The following is a 19,599-nucleotide window of genomic DNA, read 5'->3' as shown; positions in this document are numbered from 1 at the left end:
CCTTCACAGGTCAAGAATCATGGCGCCGATGGTCAGGCCCGCGGCCGTGCCCATCATCAGCAAACGCTGGCCTGCCACGGCCCGCCCCGTCATTACCGCCTCGTGCAGGGCGGTGGGCAAGGACGCGGCCACCTGGTTACCATGCGTTTCAAATATCTTGATGATTTTAGCATCGGGAACGTCGAGGATGCGCGCCGCATGCGCAAGGCCCAGCGGGCTGGCCTGGTGCGGCACGACCACGTCGACTTTCTCCAGTCCGGCGCCCGATTCCTGCATGAGTTCCGCGAGGAAATCCGGCATCACCTTGACGGCCAGGCGGAACACGGCCTTGCCATCCATGCGGAACAGATAGTCGCCCGGTTCGCAGCCGTTGCGGGGATTGCGCTCGGTGCCGCCGCCGCGGATTTCGCAGTAACGGCGCCCTTCCGGATACGTGCCCATCTTGTAGGCGCGGATGCCGGCGCTGCCATCGCCACGCTCGACGATGACGGCGGCGGCGCCGTCGCCAAAGATCATCGACGCTTCCGGCTCGCTCCAGTCGACGCCGCGCGAAGCGAGGTCGGACGAGACGATGGCGATACGGCGGTAGGCGCCGCCGGCCAGCATGGACGCGGCCACGCGGAAGGCGGCCATGAAACTGAGGCAGCTGGCGTTGACGTCGAAGCTTTGCGTGCCGGGCGGCAAGCCGGCGTGTTCGGCAACGAAGCAGGCCGTGTTCGGCAAGGCTTGCTCTGGCACGCCGCAGGCGCAGATCAGCAAGTCGATGTCGGATGGACGCAAGCTGGCGTTCTTCAGCGCGTCGAGCAGGGCGGCGGCGCCCAACTGGCTTTGCGACTCATCGGGCGCGGCGACAAAGCGCGACAGCACGCCGCTCTTGCGCAAGGTGTAGCCGGCCGGATGGCCCAATTTCAGGTCCAGGCTTGCGGAAGTAACGCTATGCGACGGCACGGCTTTGCCCGTCGCGATCAGGCGAACTGGAATCATGTTGGCCTTAAAAAAATGAAGTAAATACGGTTTATGTATAGTCTATGAGCTAATCGCGTGCCAGCGGCGGCAATGCAACTCCGCAGTTCTTGCAGAAATTGGCATCGTCATCGAGCCCTTCTTTCAGGCACGTGGGGCAGGTACGTGTGGTGACCAGCTTGGAACTGCGCTGTACCGTCATTTCGGCGCTGATAATGCCGGTAGGCACTGCCAGGATGCCCCAGCCGAGCAGCATCATCAGGGAAGCGATGGTGCGCCCGATGTCGGTGCGCGGCGTAATATCGCCGAAACCCACCGTGGTCATGGTGCTGATGGCCCAATATATCGACGTGGGGATACTGCTGTAACCGTTATCCGGCCCTTCCACGACATACATCACCGTACCCAACAGAAAGACCACCATCATGACGAAAGACAAGAAAATGAGGATCTTGCGCCGGCTGGCCAGCAAGGCCCGCCCCAGCACCGTGTATTCATGTACATAGGACGTGAGCTTGAGGATACGGAACATGCGCAGCAGGCGCAAAATACGCACGTCAATGAGCACATGCGCGCCCGGCAACAGCAAGCCGATGTAGGTCGGTACGATGGCCAGCAAATCGATAATGCCGAAAAAACTCTTGGCGTAGCGCACCGGATGCTTCAGGCACGCCAGGCGGGCAATATATTCGATGGTAAACAAAATGGTGAAAAACCATTCCAGCGCCGTCAGCCAGGTGCCATAGCGCTCGGCCACGGAAGCGACACTGCTGAGCACGACCACCGTCACGCTGATCAGGATGGCGGCGATCAGCAGCAAGTCGAAGGCGCGGCCCGTGCGCGTTTCCGCCTCGAAGATGACGGTGTACACCTGCTCGCGCCAGCCCCGCTCGGGCTTGCCAAATTTTTGCTGCGTTTCCTGCGCCGCCAGTTGTTGCGGCGTCAAGGGTGCCGCTCCGCTCTTCGTCGCGGCTTTCATGTGGGTAGTATGCTCATATACTATTATTGTATAGATAATTTACAAAGCACGACGACACGCACGCTTGCACTACGACAGCTTTTTCGCCAGCAGCACGGCATTACGCCGGTCGCGCTCGGCCTGCACGATGTCTGCAGTGCGCGCCTCCGACAAGCCCACCGTGTGCAGCACGGTGGCCGTCAGCTGCAGCGCCGATTCCAGCGCCTCGGGCACGACCAGAGTGGCGCCCGCCTGTATCAAGGCCACCGCATGCGCCTCGTCGCGCGCGCGCGCATACACGGGCAACTGCGGATATTCGCGGCGGATCGATTTCACGGCATGCAGCACGGAGGCCGCATGGTCCATGGTCAGCACCACGGCGGCGGCCCGGTCCGCATTCACTTTTTGCAACAGTTCCGCGCGCGAGGCGTCGCCGAAATACACGGGAAAACCGCGCGGATGCAGGGTCGTCACCAGCCGCGCATCATTTTCAATCGCCACATACGCGATATCCTGTTCCGTCAACACCTTCGCCAGCAACTGCCCCACCCGGCCGAAACCGGCGATGATGACGGTGCTGCCCTGCGGCGGCAGCGCCCCGCGCGACAGGTCGGCCAGCTGATGGTGGTGGCGCTTTTCCCACCAGTTGCCGAAAGCGCGCGCCGCCTTGGCCAGCGCCGGCGTGGCAAACAGGCTCAGGCCCACCACCAGCATGACGAATTGCGCCACCTGCGGACCGATCAACTTCGTACCCAGCGCATACGCGACGACGATGAAGGCAAATTCGCCGCCCTGTCCCAGCAGCACGCCCGTTTCCACGGCGCGCCCCCAGTGAAAGCCGCCGATGCGGAAAATCACGCTGATGACCAGGGTTTTCACCGCAAACAGGCTCAGCACGGCCAAGGGAATCAAAATCGGCGACTTGAGGATTTCGCGCACGTCGATCTGCATGCCCACCGACATGAAAAACAAGCCCATCAATAAACCCTTGAATGGCTCGATCGTCACTTCCACTTCATGGCGGAATTCCGTTTCCGCCAGCAGCAAGCCGGCCAGCAAGGCGCCCAGCGCCATCGACAGACCCGCCAGATACGTCAGGCCAGCGATGCCCAAGGTGCTGAGCAAGGTCAGGGCCATGAACACGTCCGGCTGGCGTTTCTTGACGAAGAACTGGAACAGCGGACGGATCACGCGACGCCCCAGCAGATAGATCAGCAGGATGGCGCCCGCCGATTTCACGGCCGCAAAACTGAGCAGATACGCCAGGTCATCGCTGCGCCCGCTGGCGAACACGTCGATCAGGATGAACAGCGGCACCACCATCAAATCCTGGAACATCAAAATGGAAAAGCCCGCCTGCCCGGCTGGCGTCTGCAGGGAGCGCTGGTCGGTGAGCAGCTGCATCACCACGGCCGTGGACGATAGCGACAGCACCAGGCCCAGCACGATGGACGCTTCCAGCGACAGGCCGAAGTAATACGCCACGCCGCCGATCAGGCAGGCGCTGACAGTCACCTGCCCCACGCCCGCCCCAAACACCCAGCGGCGCAGCGCCCACAGGCGTTCCGTCGACAGTTCCAGGCCGATCATGAACATCAAAAACATCACGCCCAACTCGGCCAGGCCGCTGACCTGCTCGGCGCGGACGAACGAAAAATGCGTCAGCCACGTGAATTCACCAGCCCACAGGCCGAAGCCGAAGGGACCAAACAGAGCGCCGACGGCCAGGAAGCCGAGCACCTGGTTGACCTTCAGGCGTTGCAATAGCGGAATAAAAATCCCGGCCAGGGCGAGAAACAGCAGGGTTTCTCGCAAATAGGGTAAGGCGTGCTGCTCTTCCAAAATATTCCTAACTCAATGATATTCATGCTCAATTGCTAGTGTCGCATGCACGGGCACGGCGAAGTCAGCGCACACACGATATTTTTTCCGCAAGGCAATATCTACGTTATTTGCGCCCCTGATCGGGCAGCGCCAGCATGTCGGCACGGGGCCGGTCCCAGTCCGGCACGTAGGCGGGGCACGGCCGGCTACGGAACTGCTGCAACTCCACGGTCGTAAAATTGGGCAGCATGCCGGGATTGAAACGCACATCCGTCAGCTTGTCCGCATTCAATCTGGGCATGCGGGCAAAGCGGAACCAGGCGTCGACATAGCAATTGTCTTCCTGCAAGGCGCGCAAGGTGGCCAGACTGCCCGCCGCCTGCGCGGACACGGCAATGCCGGGCGCCAGTTGCTGTCCTTGCTTGCCCGTCTCGGCCAGCCCGGCCGGGCAGGCGGCGGGCGCCAGCGACTCAGGCAGCAGGCTCAGGGTGCCACGCCGCAGGGTGTACACGTCTGTCTTGCTGTCGAGCGAGACATAGATCCAGCACAGGGGGTTGCTGGGAAACGCCGTCATCGCCACATCCCACACGCGCGTGCCGGAGTTCAGGCGCTGCACGGCCGCCTCGATGCGCGTACGGCCGATGGCCGAGGCCACGCCCTGCGTGCCGATGAAGGTGGCGGCCAGCGCGAAGGCCAGCAGCAGCGCTCCCCGTCCCCGCTCGCCTGCCCGCTTTTGCAGCACGGCCAGGACCACGCCCAGCCCCAGCAAGACAGCCAGCGAGGCGGGCGCCAGATAGGTTTTATAGGTGAAGAAAAACAAGGTCGCCGCCAGCGCGGCCAGCAGCACGCTTTTGACGATGCCGTAATGCAAGGACATGATCACGGGCACGCCCAGCAGCACCCAGAACATGGGTTCGACAATGAAGACCATGTCGCCATACAGCCAGCGGCTGTCAAACGGGTAAAACGGGTGCAAGCCATAGGAATTAAGGAAATCCATGCCCATGTGCAAGCAAAATCCCAGCAGCAAGCAGGCCGCCAGGCCCAGCCGGGCAAGCACGCTGTCCTTCAGCAAGCGGCGCGCGCCTGGCCACAGCAGCCATAGCAGGGCCAGCAACAGCAGCGCCTGCGGCAAGGCCAGCAGCAAGGTATGCGTGTGGCCCCGGTGGTGCAACATGTAGCCGAACGGGCGCGGCAGCAAGCGGGTGAGCACCAGGTCCAGGTCGGGTGCGTTGCTGGCAAACCAGGCCGTAAACAGAAACAGCGCGCGCCGGGTGCGCTGGGCGGGGGCTTGCGGCTCGGGCGGCAGGCTGCGGTGTACCAGTTCGCCGACCCCGAGGCCGATGACCGAATGCGTAAGATTATCCATCGGGCAATTTTACAGGATGGCCACCCCGGCGCGAACTTGCACGACTGCTTGCACGACTGCTTGCGCTACAGCTGCTACAGTTTTTCCAGCTCCGGGCCGCGCATGCCCACCAGCAAGGCGCGGCCATCGGGCAGCACGCGGAACTCGCCATAACGGGCCTTTTCCCAGCGCCCCGCCTCGCCTTCCTTGAAGAACCAGGCATCGCTGACCAGCACCCAGCGCCCATCCTTCGGCGTCAGTTCGAGCAGGAATTCCCCGGGCGCCAAAGCCTCTTTGGTGTACGGGCGCTGCAGCTCGGCTACCCCGCGCGCATCGCGCGTGGCCACCACGAGGGGCCGGCCAGGCGCCCTGTCCACGCTGGCCAACGTGGAGAGGACGCCGAGGTTGACGAAATTGAGGCGCATGTAATCGCCCTGCATCAGCGAGCGGGGATCGACGGGTTCCAGCGCCACGAAGATAGGCTCCCCTTTGGCAATCAGCTGCTCTTTTTGCCAGATGCCGCCATTGGCGACCAACAACACCAGCAGCACGCCTCCCAGCACACCCAGGCGCGCGGCGCGGCCTCCGGCAGCCACGCCCGCCGGCTGGCTTTCCACCAGGTGCAGCACCGCGCCGCGCGTGGCTAGCCACGACAGGGCGCACAGCAGCGCGCCGGCCACGGCCAGCAACGCCGCCTTGCTGGCCAGCGGCCAGGCCAGCTGATAATAAAAGCTGCCGAGTATCCACGCCGCCGCCAGCGCGGCTGCCACGGCCACGCGCGAGCGTCCGCTCGTCAAACAATACGCGAGGATCAACAGCACCGGCCCCAGCGCCGGCATGAACCACGCCAGCACGATCAGCACCAGCGCCACGCCGATGGCGGGCAACTGGCGCAGTGCCGGCCAGCGCCATCCCGTCCAGGCAGTGGCCGCCACGGCCAGCACGAGCGACACTCCGTTTAATGCCTGCGCATACCAGGTGCCCGCCCGCTGCCGGGCCAATTCGTTCACCACTTCCTGCGTGATGCCCGGCCCCACGCTGGCGCCCAGCATGAAGGTCATGCCGGACCAGAAGGCCAGTCCCATCAGGATCGCCAGCACCCAGCCTGTCGACAGCGATTCCAGGAAGGTGGCGATGGGCGCGCCGCGGCCATCGTTGAAAGCCTGCTTCTGCAGCCAGTGCACGCCCAGCCAGAATGCCAGGGCTAGCATCCAGGCCAGATACAGTTGCGTGGGATCATTCTCGAAAATCCAGTCGGTCCTGCTATCGACGATGCCCAGCGCCAGCAAGCCGCAGGAGACCACGCCCAGCAGCACGCGCAGCCAGTCGCGCGGCAGGGCGGCTGCCACCACCAAGCATGCCAGGCACAGCAGCGAGGAAGCCATCTGCGCCGTGTAATCGCGGTACAGCGCATAGCCGAGCAAGCCGCCGCCCACCAGCAGGCAGGGCACGGCCAGCTGCTCGACAAACAGCGCCACGCCGCGCGCGCGTATCAGCAGCACGGCCGCCACCAGCACGATGGCGGCCACGACATACGCGCCGGGACCGTGGCGCACCACGCTTTCCAGGCCCACGCCCAGCGCAATCATCAGGGGAATGGCGGCCAGCCAGGCGCCGAAGGCCGTCATCAGCACCAGCGGCCACGGCCGCACATCCTGCACCGGCCGGGTGGCGTTGGGCGGCAACAGGCCGGCGCGCGTGGCGTCGTCGATCAGGGTGGCGAGCGCATCGGCTCTTTGACTATTGATATTGCTCATGCCGTCTCCTGGCGCGTGCGCCACAGGATGCCTTGCACGGTCAGCGCCAGCAGCACGGCAGCCAGCAAGCCCAGCATAATCAGCTTGCCGACGCCATCGCCTCCTCCGCGAAGCAGCACGCGCGCCAGGCCACCCACGAGCAAGATATTCAGGCCCAGCGCGACGGCACTCAGTCCGAACACGTCAAAGTAGCGGCGCGTGGCCAGCAAGACGCCGGCGACGGCCAACAAGCCCAGTCCGGCCCAGTACGGCGATTCGACCTCACCGCCGAACAGGGCACTGACGGCCGTGCCCGTGATAAGGATGGTGGCCAGCACCAGACCCAGACGCAAGGCCCAGCTGCCTGCGCCCGTCCAGCGCGCCAGCAGGGGCGAGACGAACGCACAGGCAATCAGCACGGCCAGCCAGCCGCTGACAAAAATGCTCAGATCGGACGAATCGATGCGCCAGCTGTGATGTGCATGCGCCTGCATCCACAGGGCGGAGGCCGTCGACACTATCAGCATCCACGGCGTCCACAGCACGTCGCTGCGCGCCACCACACACAAGGGCAGCGCCAGCGCGGCCCACAGGGCGAACAGCTGCCACGGATCGGCGCCCGTCTGGTAAGTCTGGCCGAAATACGCGAACAGGCCGCCGATGGCCAGCAAGGCCAACAGCAGCAAGGGCACGCGCGCCTTGGGCACGGCAAACGCGCCCAAGCAGGTGGCGGCAAACACGCCTTGCAGCAGGGCAAAACGGCCCATGCGGCCCAGGTCTTCCCAGTTGGCGGCGACCCAGCAGATCAGGCCCATGCCCAGCAGCGCGGCACCCAGCACCGCGACGCCGCGCGGCAGCCAGTAGGCCAGGCGCGCAGGCGCGCGCTGGAAGCCCGCCACTTCCTGCAACTGCCGGGTTTGTTGGACATCGAGCGCATAGTCCGAGGCAAGCTGGTACACGGCGAGGCGTAAATCCATCGTCTGCTTTCTGTTGATTTTTATTGCGTATGGGAAAAAGCGTCAGCGCTCGACGCTCACGCCGCGCCAGAAGGCGACGTGGCCGGCAATCTGCTTGGCGGCATCTTTGGGCTGGGGGTAATACCAGGCTGCATTGGCATTTGTCTGGCCATCGACGACGAGGTCGTAATAGCTGGCCGTGCCTTTCCATGGGCAGATGGTCGTATGACTGCTGGGACGCAGGTAATCCTGCGTCACCTTGGACAAAGGAAAATACACATTGTTTTCAACGATTTGCACCTGATCGTCGGCCGCTTGCGCGATAACGACACCATTCCAGCGGGCTGTTGGCATTTGACTATCCTCCTTCTGCGCCGAGTGTAGCGCAAAAAGTCTGCCATGGCGCGCGCCATTGGCGCGCCGTTCAGCCGCCTGCGATGATCTGGCGCAAGGCTTGCTCAAACACCTCGGGCGGCTGGCCGCCGGAAATCAGGTGGCGTTCGTTGATGATGACGGCGGGCACCGAGTTGATGCCGTTCTGCTGGTAGAACCGCTCTTGCGCGCGCACCTCGCCGGCATAGGCATCGGACGCCAGCACCTCGGCCGCTTTCACGGTATCGAGCCCCACCTTGCCCGCCACGGCCAGCAGCACCTCGTGCGAGGACGGATTCTGCCCTTGCGTGAAATAGGCCTCGAACAGCGCCATCTTGAGTTCTTTCTGGCGCCCTTCGCTCTCGGCCCAGTGCAGCAAACGGTGCGCATCGAAGGTGTTGTAGATGCGGCCGCGCTTGTCCATGGCAAAGGTAAAGCCCAGCTGCTCGCCGCGCGCGCGGATCGCTTCGCGCGATTGCGCCATCTGTTCCGGGGTGGAGCCATATTTGCGGGCGATGTGTTCGCCAACATCCTCGCCTTCGGGCGGCATATTGGCGTTCAGCTCGAAGGGCTGGAAGTGGATGTCGGCCTGGACGGTGTCTTGCAACTTGTCCAGTGCCTGCTCCAGCGACTTCAGGCCGATCACGCACCAAGGGCAAGAAACGTCGGAAACGAAGTCGATACGGATGGGAGTGGGTGTGGCGGGAGTGGAACTCATGGTGGGCAGCCTTTGCGCGAGTCGGTGGCGGCCGCACCGCGCGGCGCCGCAAGCACAGCATATGCGTGCGGGCCGCGGGAAATCAAGCGCTTACTGTTTCTTGCCAGCGGCCTTGGCCGCGTCCTTCTTGCCGCCGATTTTGCTTTCCTTTCCAGAGAGCAAGTTAGCAATGTTCTGGCTGTGGCGGTAAGCCAGCAGCACGCTCATGACGATGACGGCCAGCAAGATGGGATCGACGCCGAACAGCAAGCCATAATAAAACGGCGCGAACAGGGCCGCCACCAGAGCCGCCAGCGAGGAATAACGGAAGGCATAGGCAATGATCAGCCAGGTGGCCAGGGTCGCCAGGCCCAGCCATGGATTGATGCCCAACAACACACCGAGGGCCGTGGCCACGCCCTTGCCGCCGACGAAGCGGAAAAACACGGGCCACAAATGGCCGAGGAAAACGGCGATGGCCACCAGCGCCACGGCCGTGTCGCCCACGCCCAGCGCCGTGGAAAAGTGGTCAGCCAGGAACACGGCCAGCCAGCCCTTGGCGCCATCGCCCAGCAGGGTCATGATGGCGGCGCCCTTGTTGCCGCTGCGCAGCACATTGGTGGCGCCCGGATTTTTCGAGCCATAGGTGCGCGGATCGGCAATACCATAGACCTTGCTCATCACCACGGCAAACGATATCGAGCCGAGCAAGTAAGCGGCCACTGTCATTGCCACGGTTGTGATTACTGGATTCATTTCTTCCCTTTGTTGTATTTTTTACAGCAGCATCAAAGCTGGCGCAGCAGAATATACACCAGCGCCCAGTCCAGGGACAGGGCGGCGTCGCGTTTTCTTAATCCGGCAGGGCGCACTGCACCGGCTTGGCGTTCAGCAAATCGAGCAGCACCTGGGGCGCCAGCGAGACGAGAAAACCGCGGCGCCCGCCATTGATGTAGATACGCGGCAATTCCAGGATCGACGCTTCCACATACACGGGCATGGCCTTTTTGGTACCGAACGGCGAGGTGCCGCCAATCATGTAGCCGGAATGGCGCTGCGCCACCTCGGGCTTGCACGGCTCGACGGACTTGCAGCCGATGCCGCGCGCCAGGTTCTTGGTCGAGACCTTGCAATCGCCATGCATCAGCACGATCACCGGCCGCGCCGCCTCGTCCTGCATCACCAGGGTCTTTATCACCGCGTGTTCCGGCACGTTCAGCTCGCGCGCCGAGACGCTGGTGCCGCCGTGCTCCTCATACGGATACGGGTGTTCTTCAAAGGAAACTTGATGCTTGCGTAGCAACTGCGTCGCCTGGGTTTCGGAAATATGCTCTTTTTTAGCCATGCGTGATACGCTGATCGTTCAGTGAGGAGTACTAATTATGCAGGAAGAAATCCGCTTTGCCACATTCAATGTCTGCAACCTGGCCCCGGCCGGGGCGAAATTGTATGACAACCTGGAACCGTTGAGCCCGGCGCAATACGCGGCCAAGGCGGAGTGGACGGCGCGACAAATCGACCTGCTCGACGCCGACGTGATCGGTTTCCAGGAAATTTTCTCGCAAGCGGCCCTGCGCGATGTGCTGTCGCGCACGCGCCACTACCGCGACGCCACCCTGGACGGCTACGATGCGATGGATGCGGCAGGACGCATGCTGCCCACGGTGGCGCTGGTATCGCGGCTGCCGCTGGCCGGCGCCGGTGTGGCATGGGCAAATTTCCCGGCCGGCATGACCGTGTCCGCCGATGACAATGCCTGCCGCTTCGCCCGCGCCCCGCTGCATGTGCAGGTGCACTTGCCTGGCGGCCAACTCACCGATGTCGTCGTGGTACATTTGAAATCACGCCGACCCGACTACCGCCATGGCGACGGCAACGATGCCGCTGCCTATGCGCTGGCCAACCTGCGCTCGCTGCAGCGGCGCGGAGCGGAAGCCGTGGCCCTGCGCGTGCTGGCAAGCGAACTGGGCCACAGCGGCCGTCCCCGCATCGTGCTGGGCGACTTCAACGACATCGCCAATGCCGTCACCACGGCCATCGTCATGGGAGCGGGCGCGCCGTGCGAAGCGCATGGTGAGATGCCGGAAATGCGCGCGCGCCTGTATGACGCCAACGCCATCCAGCTGCGCCAGGATGCCTTGCGCCACGTGGGCTACACGAATATCCATGACAGCGCCTACATGACGATCGACCATATTCTCGTGTCCGAACACTTCCACGCCGCCTCGCCGCGCGCCATCGGCGTGGTGCAGGAAGTGAGCTGCCTCAACGACCATTTGCTGCTGGGCTTGCCGCACGCATCCGACCATGGCCAGGTGCTGGCGCGCATCAAGCTGCTGGGAAACATTGATTAATGCAACAACTAATGTAACAACTAATGTAACAACGTCGCCAGCGCACTGCCCTCGACTTGCGCGCTGGCATAGCGCCCCTGGTATTGCTGGCAGCCCTGCCCCCGCAGATAGGCCAGTTGCTGCGCCGTTTCCACGCCTTCGGCAATCACCGTCAATTGCAGCTCGCGCGCCATGGCGATGATGGTGGCGGCGACGGCCGTGTCAGACTCGCCGGCCGCGCCTTCCGCCGCAGCAGGCAAGAACGAGGGGTCGATTTTCAACTTGTCTACCGGGTAATGGCGCAGATTGGCCAGGCGCGAATAGCCGGTGCCGAAGTCGTCGATGGCCAGCCTGGCGCCCAGCGCGCGCAGCTGCGCCAGCACGCCGGCCAGGCGCGCGCCGCCCTTCATCAGCAGCGCTTCCGTCACTTCCAATTCCAGGCAGGCGGCAGGTAAACCCGACACGGCGAGCGCATCTTGCACGCTGAGCAATAAATTATTGTGCAGGCATTGCGCCGGCGACAGATTCACAGCCACGCGCCAGGCCTGGCCCGCATCGTGCCAGGCGCGTGCGCGCAGGCAGGCGTGGCGCAGCACCCAGTTGCCAATCGACACCATCAAGCCGCACTCCTCGGCCACGGCAATAAAGCGCTCGGGCGGCAGCACGCCCAGTTGCGGGTGGCGCCAACGCAACAGGGCCTCGGCGCCGAGGATCTTCCCGCTGGCGATATCGAGCGCGGGCTGGAACTCCAGCACGAGTTCATCGCGGCCCAGCGCGGCGCGCAAGCCTTGCTCCAGGCTGGCCCGCTCGACAATTTGCGCATTCATCTCGGCATTGAAAAACTGGAAACTGTTGCGCCCGCTTTCCTTGGCGTGGTACATGGCGATGTCGGCGTTGTGCATCAGGGTGTCGATACTGTCGCCATCGCTGGGAAAGATGGCCACGCCGATCGAGGTCGACACATGCAGTTCGTATTCGCCCAATTGATAGGGCTGCGTGACGGCATGCAGCAGGCTGGACGTCACATGAGCCACCTGGTCGATGCCGCCCACCTCGGCCAGGATGATGACGAACTCGTCGCCGCCATGCCGGCTGACGGTATCGACGCCGCGCACGCAGCGCACCAGGCGCCGCGCCACTTCCTTGAGCAACAGGTCGCCCACGTGGTGGCCCATGCTGTCATTGATGTGCTTGAAATGGTCGAGGTCCAGGTACAGGATGGCCAGCATGCTCAGTTTGCGCCGCGCGGCCGCCAGCGCCAGCGACAGCCGGTCCAGCAGCAGCACCCGGTTCGGCAAGTCGGTGAGGAAATCGTGCTCGGCCAGGTGCCGCGTGTGCTCCTCGTTTTTCTTGCGCTCGCTGATATCGCTGAGTATGGCCAGATAATTACTCAACTGCCCCTGGCTGTCGCGGATGGCCGTCAGCGACAGCCAGGCCGGATAGCGCCCGCCCTGCTTGCGCGGGCCCAGGATATCGCCTTGCCAATAGCCGTTGGCATCGACTTCGTCCCACACGTGGTCAAAAAACGCCGGCGCATCCGGCTCCACGCCGTGCAAGACAAAGGGCTTGTCCAGCATGTCGTCCAGGCTGTAGCCGCTGATCTCGCTGTACGCGGGATTCATGCTGACGACGCGCTGCTGCGGATCCATCATGACGATGGCTACACTTGCATGTTCGACCACCTGTGCCGCCAGGTACAAGGCCCGCTCGGCCAGTTTGCGCGAGGAAATATCGCGGATGACGGCGTAAAACAGATAGGTATGGTCGAGCGTGACGGAAGTGAGCAGCACTTCGCTCCAGAACAGCTGGCCCGTGCACGTCTGATAGCGCCAGTCATAGCGGCAATTGCCGTCGGCATGGGCCTGCGCCGCCAGTTGCGTGCCGCGCAACGATGACAATTCGCCATCGGGCTGATGCAAGGGCGAAAAGTCGCTGAGGCGGCGCCCCAGCAGCCGTGACCGGTCTTCGCATTGAAACAGGGCAATGGCGGCCGGGTTGGCCTCGGCGATGTATTCGTCGCGCAGCATGACGATGGCGTCGGCGGACTTGTCGTACAACTGGCGAAAATTGTCGCCCATCTGCAGCAAGGCGCCCTGCGCGGCGCCATCCTGGCCGCTGGCCGTGATGTCGACATCGATGCAGACCACTTGCCGCACGCGCCCGGACTGAATGACAGGAAACACGGTGGAACAGATGCAGCGCGGCGCGGCCCCATCGGCGTCCAGCTTCCACAGGCGTGTGCTGCGCGCCTTGCCGCTCTCCCACACGGTCGCCAATTCGCCGCAGACATCCTCGGCCAGGCTGGCGGCGTCCGGCAGCGAGGCGGCCACCGTGGCCCACGGCTGGCCCAGCGCCAGCTCCGCTGCCACGCCATACAGGCGCGCCGCGCCGCTGCTCCAGTAGCGCACAATGCCGTCGCGGTCGATGCCGCGCACGGCCAGGCCAGGCGCCTGTTCGACAGCAGCAACAATAATGGACAGCAAGTCCAGTGCCTTGTCGGCCGGTCCGCCCTGCGGTTCGGCCGCAGCCAGCAGGCGCCCCGGCGACGACGCGGCTCCGACAATCCGATCAGACATCAGGCCCCCCGTGGCGCGGCCGCACGGCAACCGGCGAGCGAATGGCCTGTCCGGTGGCGCAACCATCCCGACCATTCTTGCGCGCCGGCGAATCGGCTTCTTGAGGATGCGCAAGCATCGTGACGTACGCGGCTTCCATGCAGGCAGTTGTCTTTGGTCGCCGTTTTTTGCATTCCAGCCCCGATTTTGTGCAATCTGTCGCATGGCGATGGCGGCCGGACTTGAATCTTCCTAAAGTGGCAACATGCGCATCGCCGTGAACGGCCGCAGCGGCAGGCGTGCTGCCTGCGGCCGCCACGGTGATGCGCTACCCGAATTCCCCCCGGCCAGCGACAGGCCGGGTCCGCACCGAGACCTGGCGCCGAGCCCCTGCGCCGCTCCTGACTAAAAAACCTATGAAAAACGAGACCCTGCCCCCCGCCTCTCCCCTTGCCGCCACGCGCCGCCGGCGCTGGCGCACCCCCGTGCTGATCCTGGTCGTGCTGGGCCTGGCCGGCGGCGGATGGAGCGTCATGCAATCAAAGCAGCAAGCCGCCAAGGCTGCCGAATTGCAAGCGAGCAAGAAGAAGGAACAGGCCAAGACGCCCGTGCATGAACTGGCGCAGGGCGACGTGGCCGCCATCGATGCGCGCGCGTTGGCCATCAGCCTGCCCCTGTCCGGCTCGCTGGCGCCCGTGACCCAGGCCACCATCAAGGCCAAGGTCTCCGGCGTCATCCAGGAAACGACCTTGCAGGAAGGCCAGCCAGTGGCCAATGGGCAAATCCTTGTGCGCCTGGATGCGGCCGACCTGCGCGCCCGCCTGACGCAGCAGCAAGCCATGCTGGACGAAGCGCAGGCGCGCCTGTCCATGGCGGCCAAGAATGAAGCGAATAGCCAGGCGCTGCTCAAGCAAAAATACATTTCGCAGACAGCCTACGACACGACACAAAACTCGGTCGACCTGGCGCGCGCCAACGTCAAGTCCGCCGCTGCCATGCTCGACATCGCCCGCATCGCGCTGGCCGACACGGTGATCCGCGCGCCCATGGCTGGCATCGTCAGCAAGCGCCATCTGCAGGCCGGCGAAAAGGTCTCGCCCGACATGCCCGTCTACACCATCGTCAACCTGGCGCAGCTGACCCTGGAAGCGCCCGTGCCCAGCGCGGAGATTCCGCGCATCAAGCTGGGCCAGGATGTGCATTTCAAGGTCGACGGCTTCGGCGCGCGCGATTTTGCCGGCAAGGTCACGCGCATCAACCCCACCACCGAGAGCGGCTCGCGCGCCATGCTGGTCTACATCGCCGTCGACAATGGCGATGGCGCGCTGCGCGGCGGCATGTTCGCCAAGGGCAGCATCGTTACCGAGCGCTCGCCCGTGGCGCCGCTGGTGCCGTTGACGGCCGTGCGCCATGAAAAGCAGGGCCCCGTGGTGTATGCGCTGGTCAATAACAAGGTGGTCGCGCAGCGCGTCACCCTGGGTTTGCGCAACGAGGATGAAGGCTATGCTGAAGTGACGTCCGGTCTGGTGCCGGGCGCGAAAGTCATCGTCGCCAAGCTCGATGGCGTGAAACCGGGCCACGGCGTGACCTTCGCCGCGCCAGCCACCGCGCCCGCCGTCCCCGCAGCACCGGCGGCCGTGCTGGCACGGAAGGATTAAACCATGTGGATGACTAAAGTCAGTATTCAAAACCCCGTCTTCGCCACCATGGTCATGGTGGCGCTGGTGGTGCTGGGTATCTTCTCTTACCGGGGCTTGGGCGTGGAAAGCATGCCCAGCGTGCAGTTTCCGTTCGCCGCCATTGAAGTGAACTACCCTGGCGCCTCGCCCGAAGCCGTGGAAAACGACATCACGCGCCCCATCGAGGACGCCGTCAACACCGTCAGCGGCATCAAGACCATCCGCGCCAACTCCTGGGAAGGACGCGCCGGCGTGTACCTGGAATTCGAGCTGTCGACCAACATGGACAAGGCCATGCAGGACTTGCGCGACAAGGTGGCCCTGGTACGCCCGCGCTTCCCGAAGGAAGCCAAGGACCCGTTCATCGCGCGCGCCGAGGGTGACAACGAGCGCCCCATCGCCACCATCGTGCTGACGTCGACCGGGCATGACCTGCGCTCGCTGTCGACCATGACGGAGCAGATCATCAGCAAGCGCTTCCAGGGCGTGGCCGGCGTGGGGCAAGTCAAGCTGCGCGGCCTGCGCGCGCGCCAGATCCTCATCAGCATGAAGCCGATCGAACTCAATGCCCAGGGTATCGGCGTCGATGAAGTGATCCGCGCCATCCAGGCCACGAATACCAATTTGCCGGCCGGCTCGATCAGCCATGGCGCGGCCGAACAATTGGTGCGCGTGGAAGGCAAGATCAAGGATGCGCGCGAATTCGGCAAGATCATCGTCGCGCGCCGCGCTGTCGGCCCCGTCTACCTGGACCAGGTAGCCACCGTCGTCGACGGCGAACAGGAAGAACTGTCGATTTCGCGCATGAACGGCCAGCAAGCCGTGACCATGGAAATCACCAAGGTGCAGGATGCCAACGTGGTCGAAGTGGGCACCGGCATCCTGAAAGTGGCAGCCGACCTGCAAAAGACGCTGCCGCCCGATATCACCCTGCGCGTGCTGGACGACGAATCGGAACGCGTGCAAAGCCAGCTCAATAACGTCAAGCGCACCATCATCGAAGGCGCCGTGCTGACCATGGTGATCGTCTTCCTGTTCCTGCACTCGTGGCGTTCGACCATCATCACGGGCTTGACCCTGCCGATCTCCGTGCTGGCCAGCTTCATCGCCATGAAGGCCTTCGGCTTTACCCTGAACTTCCTGACCCTGATGGCGCTGTCATTGTGCATCGGCCTGTTGATCGACGACGCCATCGTGGTGCGCGAAAACATCGTGCGCCACCTGGGCATGGGCAAGAACCATTACAAGGCGGCCAATGACGGCACCAATGAAATCGGCCTGGCGGTAATGGCCACCACGTTCGCCATCGTCGCCGTGTTCGTGCCCGTCGCCTTCATGGACGGCATCATCGGCCGCTTCTTCCTGCAGTTCGGCATCACCGTGGCGGTCGCCGTGCTGGTGTCGCTTTTCGTCAGCTTCACGCTCGACCCCATGCTGTCATCCGTCTGGCGCGACCCCGTCAAGGACCGCTTCAAGTACGCGCCGTGGCTGGGTCGCTTCATGGCCTGGATCGAAACGGGCATCGACCGCCTGCACGTCTGGTACGGCAAGGTATTGAAAGTGGCCCTGCGCTGGCGCAAGACCACGCTGGCCACGGCCGTGGCGCTGTTCGCGGGCAGCCTGATGCTCGTGCCCATGATTGGTGGCGAGATGTTCCCGGAAACGGACCAGGGCTGGGTCAACCTGCGCTTCAAGACGCCCGTCGGCTCCAGCCTCGCCTACACGGATTCCAAGGTGCGCCAGATCGAAACGGCCTTGAAGGAATTTCCCGAAATCGACAGCCTGGTGGCCAATATCGGCACGCCGGATGGACGCAACGCGGCCGAGGTGAACCTCAAGCTGACAGACATCAAGACGCACAAGCGCCGCTCGCAGCAGGAACTGGAAAAACTGATCCGCGAACGCCTGGCGCCGATTGCCGGCATCACCCTGTCGGTGGGCAACCGCCCCATCTTCATCGCCATCCTGGGCACGGATGAAGGCAAGCTCGATGCAGTGGCGCACCGCCTGATGGACAAGATGCGCAGCATCAAGGGCCTGGCCGACATGGAATACAGCCAGGAAGGCGCCAATCCGTCGACCACCGTGAAGATCAACAACGAGCTGGCCAGCGACCTGGGATTGTCGGTGCAGCAGATCGGCAATGCCCTGCGTCCGTTCGTGGCGGGCGACACGGTCAGCCACTGGCTGGCGTCCGACGGGCAAAACTACGACGTCAACGTGCAGCTGCCCAAGTCGGGCCGTCAGAAAGTGGCTGACCTGGCCGACCTGTCGCTGGCGTCGAGCAAGCTCGATGCGAACGGCAAGCCGGTCATGATTCCGCTGCGCCAGGTGGTCGAATTCGTGCCCTCGTCCAGCCCGCAGGTGCTGAAACGCCAGGCCTTGCAGCGCCGCGTCGCCATCTATGCGGGCGTGCAGGGCCGCCCTGCCGGCGACGTCGACGCCGACGTGCAGAAAGCCATCAAGTCCATCGACCTGCCGCCCGGCGTGCGCTTCGACGTGGCCGGCAATGCGCAGCAGATGGCCGAAACCATGGGCGGCGCGATGATGGCGCTGGGCATTGCCGTGATCTTCATCTACCTGGTGCTGGCGTCCCAGTTCGGCAGCTTTTTGCAGCCGATCGCCATCATGGTGTCCTTGCCGCTGTCGCTGATCGGCGTGCTGCTGGCGCTCCTGATCACGGGCAGTACCCTGAACATCTTCTCCGTGATCGGCTTCATCATGCTGATGGGCTTAGTCACCAAAAATGCGATTTTGCTGGTCGATTTCACCAACCAGCGCCAGCGCGAAGGACTGGGGCAGTTCGAAGCGCTGATGGAAGCGGGGCAAGTGCGTTTGCGCCCCATCCTGATGACGACCCTGGCGATGGTCTTCGGCATGCTGCCGATGGCCATCGGCATGGGCGACGGCGGCGAATCGCAGGCACCGATGGGCCGCGCCGTCATCGGCGGCGTCATCACCTCTACCCTGTTGACGCTGGTGGTGGTGCCCGTCGCCTACACCTACCTCGACAGCCTGGGCAAGCGTGCCGCGCGCTTCTTTGGCGGCGGAGAGCATGCCCACGCCGACGCCACCGGCGCCGCCCATTAAGTTCGCAACAGTCGCCTTCACCGTCCCCGCATTGGCGGGGACGACGCGGCGGCTTCCTGAAGAGAGCTTCAGTTGACCAAAGCTGCCCCACTGGCTAGACTGTCCCCGTTATCAATGATATGGAGTGACTCGTGGGTGCTTGTTCCAGTGACAGTAGTCGATTGACCATCGGCGATCGGCCTTAGGCAAGACGCGCGCATTCCGCCCGCCTTGCCCATGGCAAGGTGCGGTTTTACCAGCGGCGATGCACATTCGCCGCCACTTCCCTCCTCATCGTTCCACCGTTATCGTCTGCTGCCCCCTTTCGGGGCGAATTGTCTTCGCCCTTGCACTCGCCTGTTCCTCCCCAGCCGGGAGAAACTGATGGTGGTATTTGACTTTGCGCTGCGCGTTGCCGCAGCATTGACCCTGGGCGCCATGATCGGCGCCGAACGCCAGCTGCGCCAGCGCATGGCAGGCTTGCGCACGAACGCGCTGGTGTCCGTCGGCGCCTCGCTGTTCGTGATGGTCTCGGTGCTCGAAGGTGATCCCGACGGCCATCTGCGCATCGCCGCGCAGGTGGTGTCGGGCATCGGTTTTCTTGGCGCCGGCGTCATCATGCGTGAAGGGATGACGGTGCGCGGCCTGAACACGGCCGCCACCCTGTGGTGCTCGGCCGCCATCGGCGTGCTGTGCGGCCTCGGTTTTGCGCTGGAAGCGGCCATCGGCACGGGATTCGTGCTGGTCGCCAACCTGGTGCTGCGCCACCTGGCGCAGCGCATCAACGCCCACGGCAGCGACGCGGGCATCGAGACGGAAAGCATCTACCGCGTCACGGCCGTCTGCGAGGCGGATCAGGAAGTGCAGGTGCGCAAGCTGATGCTGCGCATGATCAGCGGCATGCCGGCGCTGATGCTGCAATCCTTGCACAGCGAAGACGCGTCGCAGGCCGGGCGCATCGAAGTGCGCGCCGACCTGCTCACGCCCTTGTCCAGCCTGGGATTGCTGGAGCAGATCGTCAGCCAGGTCAGCCTGGAAGGCAGCGTCTCGGCCGTGCGCTGGGCGCTGGTGAATAACGCGGAATTTGTCGCCGAACGGGGAGTGTGATG

At 63.9% G+C, this 19,599-nt stretch carries 15 protein-coding genes; 4 read left to right on the top strand and 11 right to left on the bottom strand.

What is annotated here, in order from left to right:
* Positions 1-3: 3 nt before the first annotated feature.
* The 10 genes from ACQ4W7_RS20600 to ybaK all read right to left on the bottom strand — a co-directional run bounded on the left by ACQ4W7_RS20600 (position 4) and on the right by ybaK (position 10,199).
* Positions 4-984 carry a 3-oxoacyl-[acyl-carrier-protein] synthase III C-terminal domain-containing protein gene (locus tag ACQ4W7_RS20600; RefSeq protein ID WP_426072145.1) on the bottom strand — a complete coding sequence of 327 codons (981 nt, stop codon included), beginning with the start codon at positions 982-984 and terminating at the stop codon, positions 4-6.
* A gap of 49 nt (positions 985-1,033) precedes the next feature.
* Positions 1,034-1,942 carry an ion transporter gene (locus ACQ4W7_RS20595; RefSeq protein WP_426072144.1) on the bottom strand — a complete coding sequence of 303 codons (909 nt, stop codon included), beginning with the start codon at positions 1,940-1,942 and terminating at the stop codon, positions 1,034-1,036.
* Positions 1,943-2,011: 69 nt separating this feature from the next.
* On the bottom strand, positions 2,012-3,763 hold the full coding sequence (locus ACQ4W7_RS20590) for a cation:proton antiporter domain-containing protein (protein WP_436532860.1): 1,752 nt from the start codon (positions 3,761-3,763) through the stop codon (positions 2,012-2,014).
* A 106-nt stretch (positions 3,764-3,869) separates the two neighbouring features.
* Complete coding sequence (locus tag ACQ4W7_RS20585) at positions 3,870-5,114, bottom strand: metal-dependent hydrolase (protein ID WP_436532858.1); 1,245 nt, start codon at positions 5,112-5,114, stop codon at positions 3,870-3,872.
* Between the two features lie 74 nt (positions 5,115-5,188).
* Complete coding sequence (locus ACQ4W7_RS20580) at positions 5,189-6,850, bottom strand: GDYXXLXY domain-containing protein (RefSeq protein WP_436532856.1); 1,662 nt, start codon at positions 6,848-6,850, stop codon at positions 5,189-5,191.
* Complete coding sequence (locus ACQ4W7_RS20575; protein ID WP_436532854.1) at positions 6,847-7,806, bottom strand: DUF2157 domain-containing protein; 960 nt, start codon at positions 7,804-7,806, stop codon at positions 6,847-6,849. The genes ACQ4W7_RS20580 and ACQ4W7_RS20575 overlap by 4 nt, the downstream gene beginning before the upstream one ends.
* A gap of 42 nt (positions 7,807-7,848) precedes the next feature.
* A complete protein-coding gene (locus ACQ4W7_RS20570; RefSeq protein WP_426072139.1) occupies positions 7,849-8,139 on the bottom strand; it encodes a DUF427 domain-containing protein in 291 nt (96 codons plus the stop codon).
* Between the two features lie 70 nt (positions 8,140-8,209).
* Positions 8,210-8,875, bottom strand: coding sequence for a DsbA family oxidoreductase (locus ACQ4W7_RS20565; protein ID WP_426072138.1), 666 nt, complete (start codon positions 8,873-8,875; stop codon positions 8,210-8,212).
* A gap of 90 nt (positions 8,876-8,965) precedes the next feature.
* Complete coding sequence (plsY, locus tag ACQ4W7_RS20560) at positions 8,966-9,610, bottom strand: glycerol-3-phosphate 1-O-acyltransferase PlsY (RefSeq protein WP_426072137.1); 645 nt, start codon at positions 9,608-9,610, stop codon at positions 8,966-8,968.
* A gap of 97 nt (positions 9,611-9,707) precedes the next feature.
* Entirely contained in the window at positions 9,708-10,199 is a 492-nt protein-coding gene (gene ybaK, locus ACQ4W7_RS20555; protein WP_436532851.1) for a Cys-tRNA(Pro) deacylase, read from the bottom strand.
* Positions 10,200-10,236: 37 nt separating this feature from the next.
* Here ybaK and ACQ4W7_RS20550 point away from each other — a divergent pair, with 37 nt between their 5' ends.
* Complete coding sequence (locus tag ACQ4W7_RS20550; protein ID WP_436532849.1) at positions 10,237-11,208, top strand: endonuclease/exonuclease/phosphatase family protein; 972 nt, start codon at positions 10,237-10,239, stop codon at positions 11,206-11,208.
* Between the two features lie 20 nt (positions 11,209-11,228).
* Here ACQ4W7_RS20550 and ACQ4W7_RS20545 read toward each other — a convergent pair whose 3' ends face one another.
* A complete protein-coding gene (locus tag ACQ4W7_RS20545) occupies positions 11,229-13,763 on the bottom strand; it encodes a sensor domain-containing protein (protein WP_426072134.1) in 2,535 nt (844 codons plus the stop codon).
* Between the two features lie 395 nt (positions 13,764-14,158).
* Here ACQ4W7_RS20545 and ACQ4W7_RS20540 point away from each other — a divergent pair, with 395 nt between their 5' ends.
* The 3 genes from ACQ4W7_RS20540 to ACQ4W7_RS20530 all read left to right on the top strand — a co-directional run bounded on the left by ACQ4W7_RS20540 (position 14,159) and on the right by ACQ4W7_RS20530 (position 19,597).
* Positions 14,159-15,400, top strand: a complete 1,242-nt coding sequence (locus ACQ4W7_RS20540) for an efflux RND transporter periplasmic adaptor subunit (protein ID WP_436532847.1) — start codon at positions 14,159-14,161, stop codon at positions 15,398-15,400.
* 3 nt (positions 15,401-15,403) lie between these two features.
* Positions 15,404-18,511, top strand: coding sequence for an efflux RND transporter permease subunit (locus ACQ4W7_RS20535; protein ID WP_436532845.1), 3,108 nt, complete (start codon positions 15,404-15,406; stop codon positions 18,509-18,511).
* A 366-nt stretch (positions 18,512-18,877) separates the two neighbouring features.
* Positions 18,878-19,597 carry an MgtC/SapB family protein gene (locus tag ACQ4W7_RS20530; protein WP_436532905.1) on the top strand — a complete coding sequence of 240 codons (720 nt, stop codon included), beginning with the start codon at positions 18,878-18,880 and terminating at the stop codon, positions 19,595-19,597.
* Positions 19,598-19,599: the final 2 nt, after the last annotated feature.

This window comes from Janthinobacterium algoris, assembly GCF_051380935.1.
GTDB lineage: Bacteria > Pseudomonadota > Gammaproteobacteria > Burkholderiales > Burkholderiaceae_D > Janthinobacterium.
The sequence above is the reverse complement of the archived record's forward strand: the minus strand, read 5'-3'. Positions and strand labels throughout refer to the sequence as shown.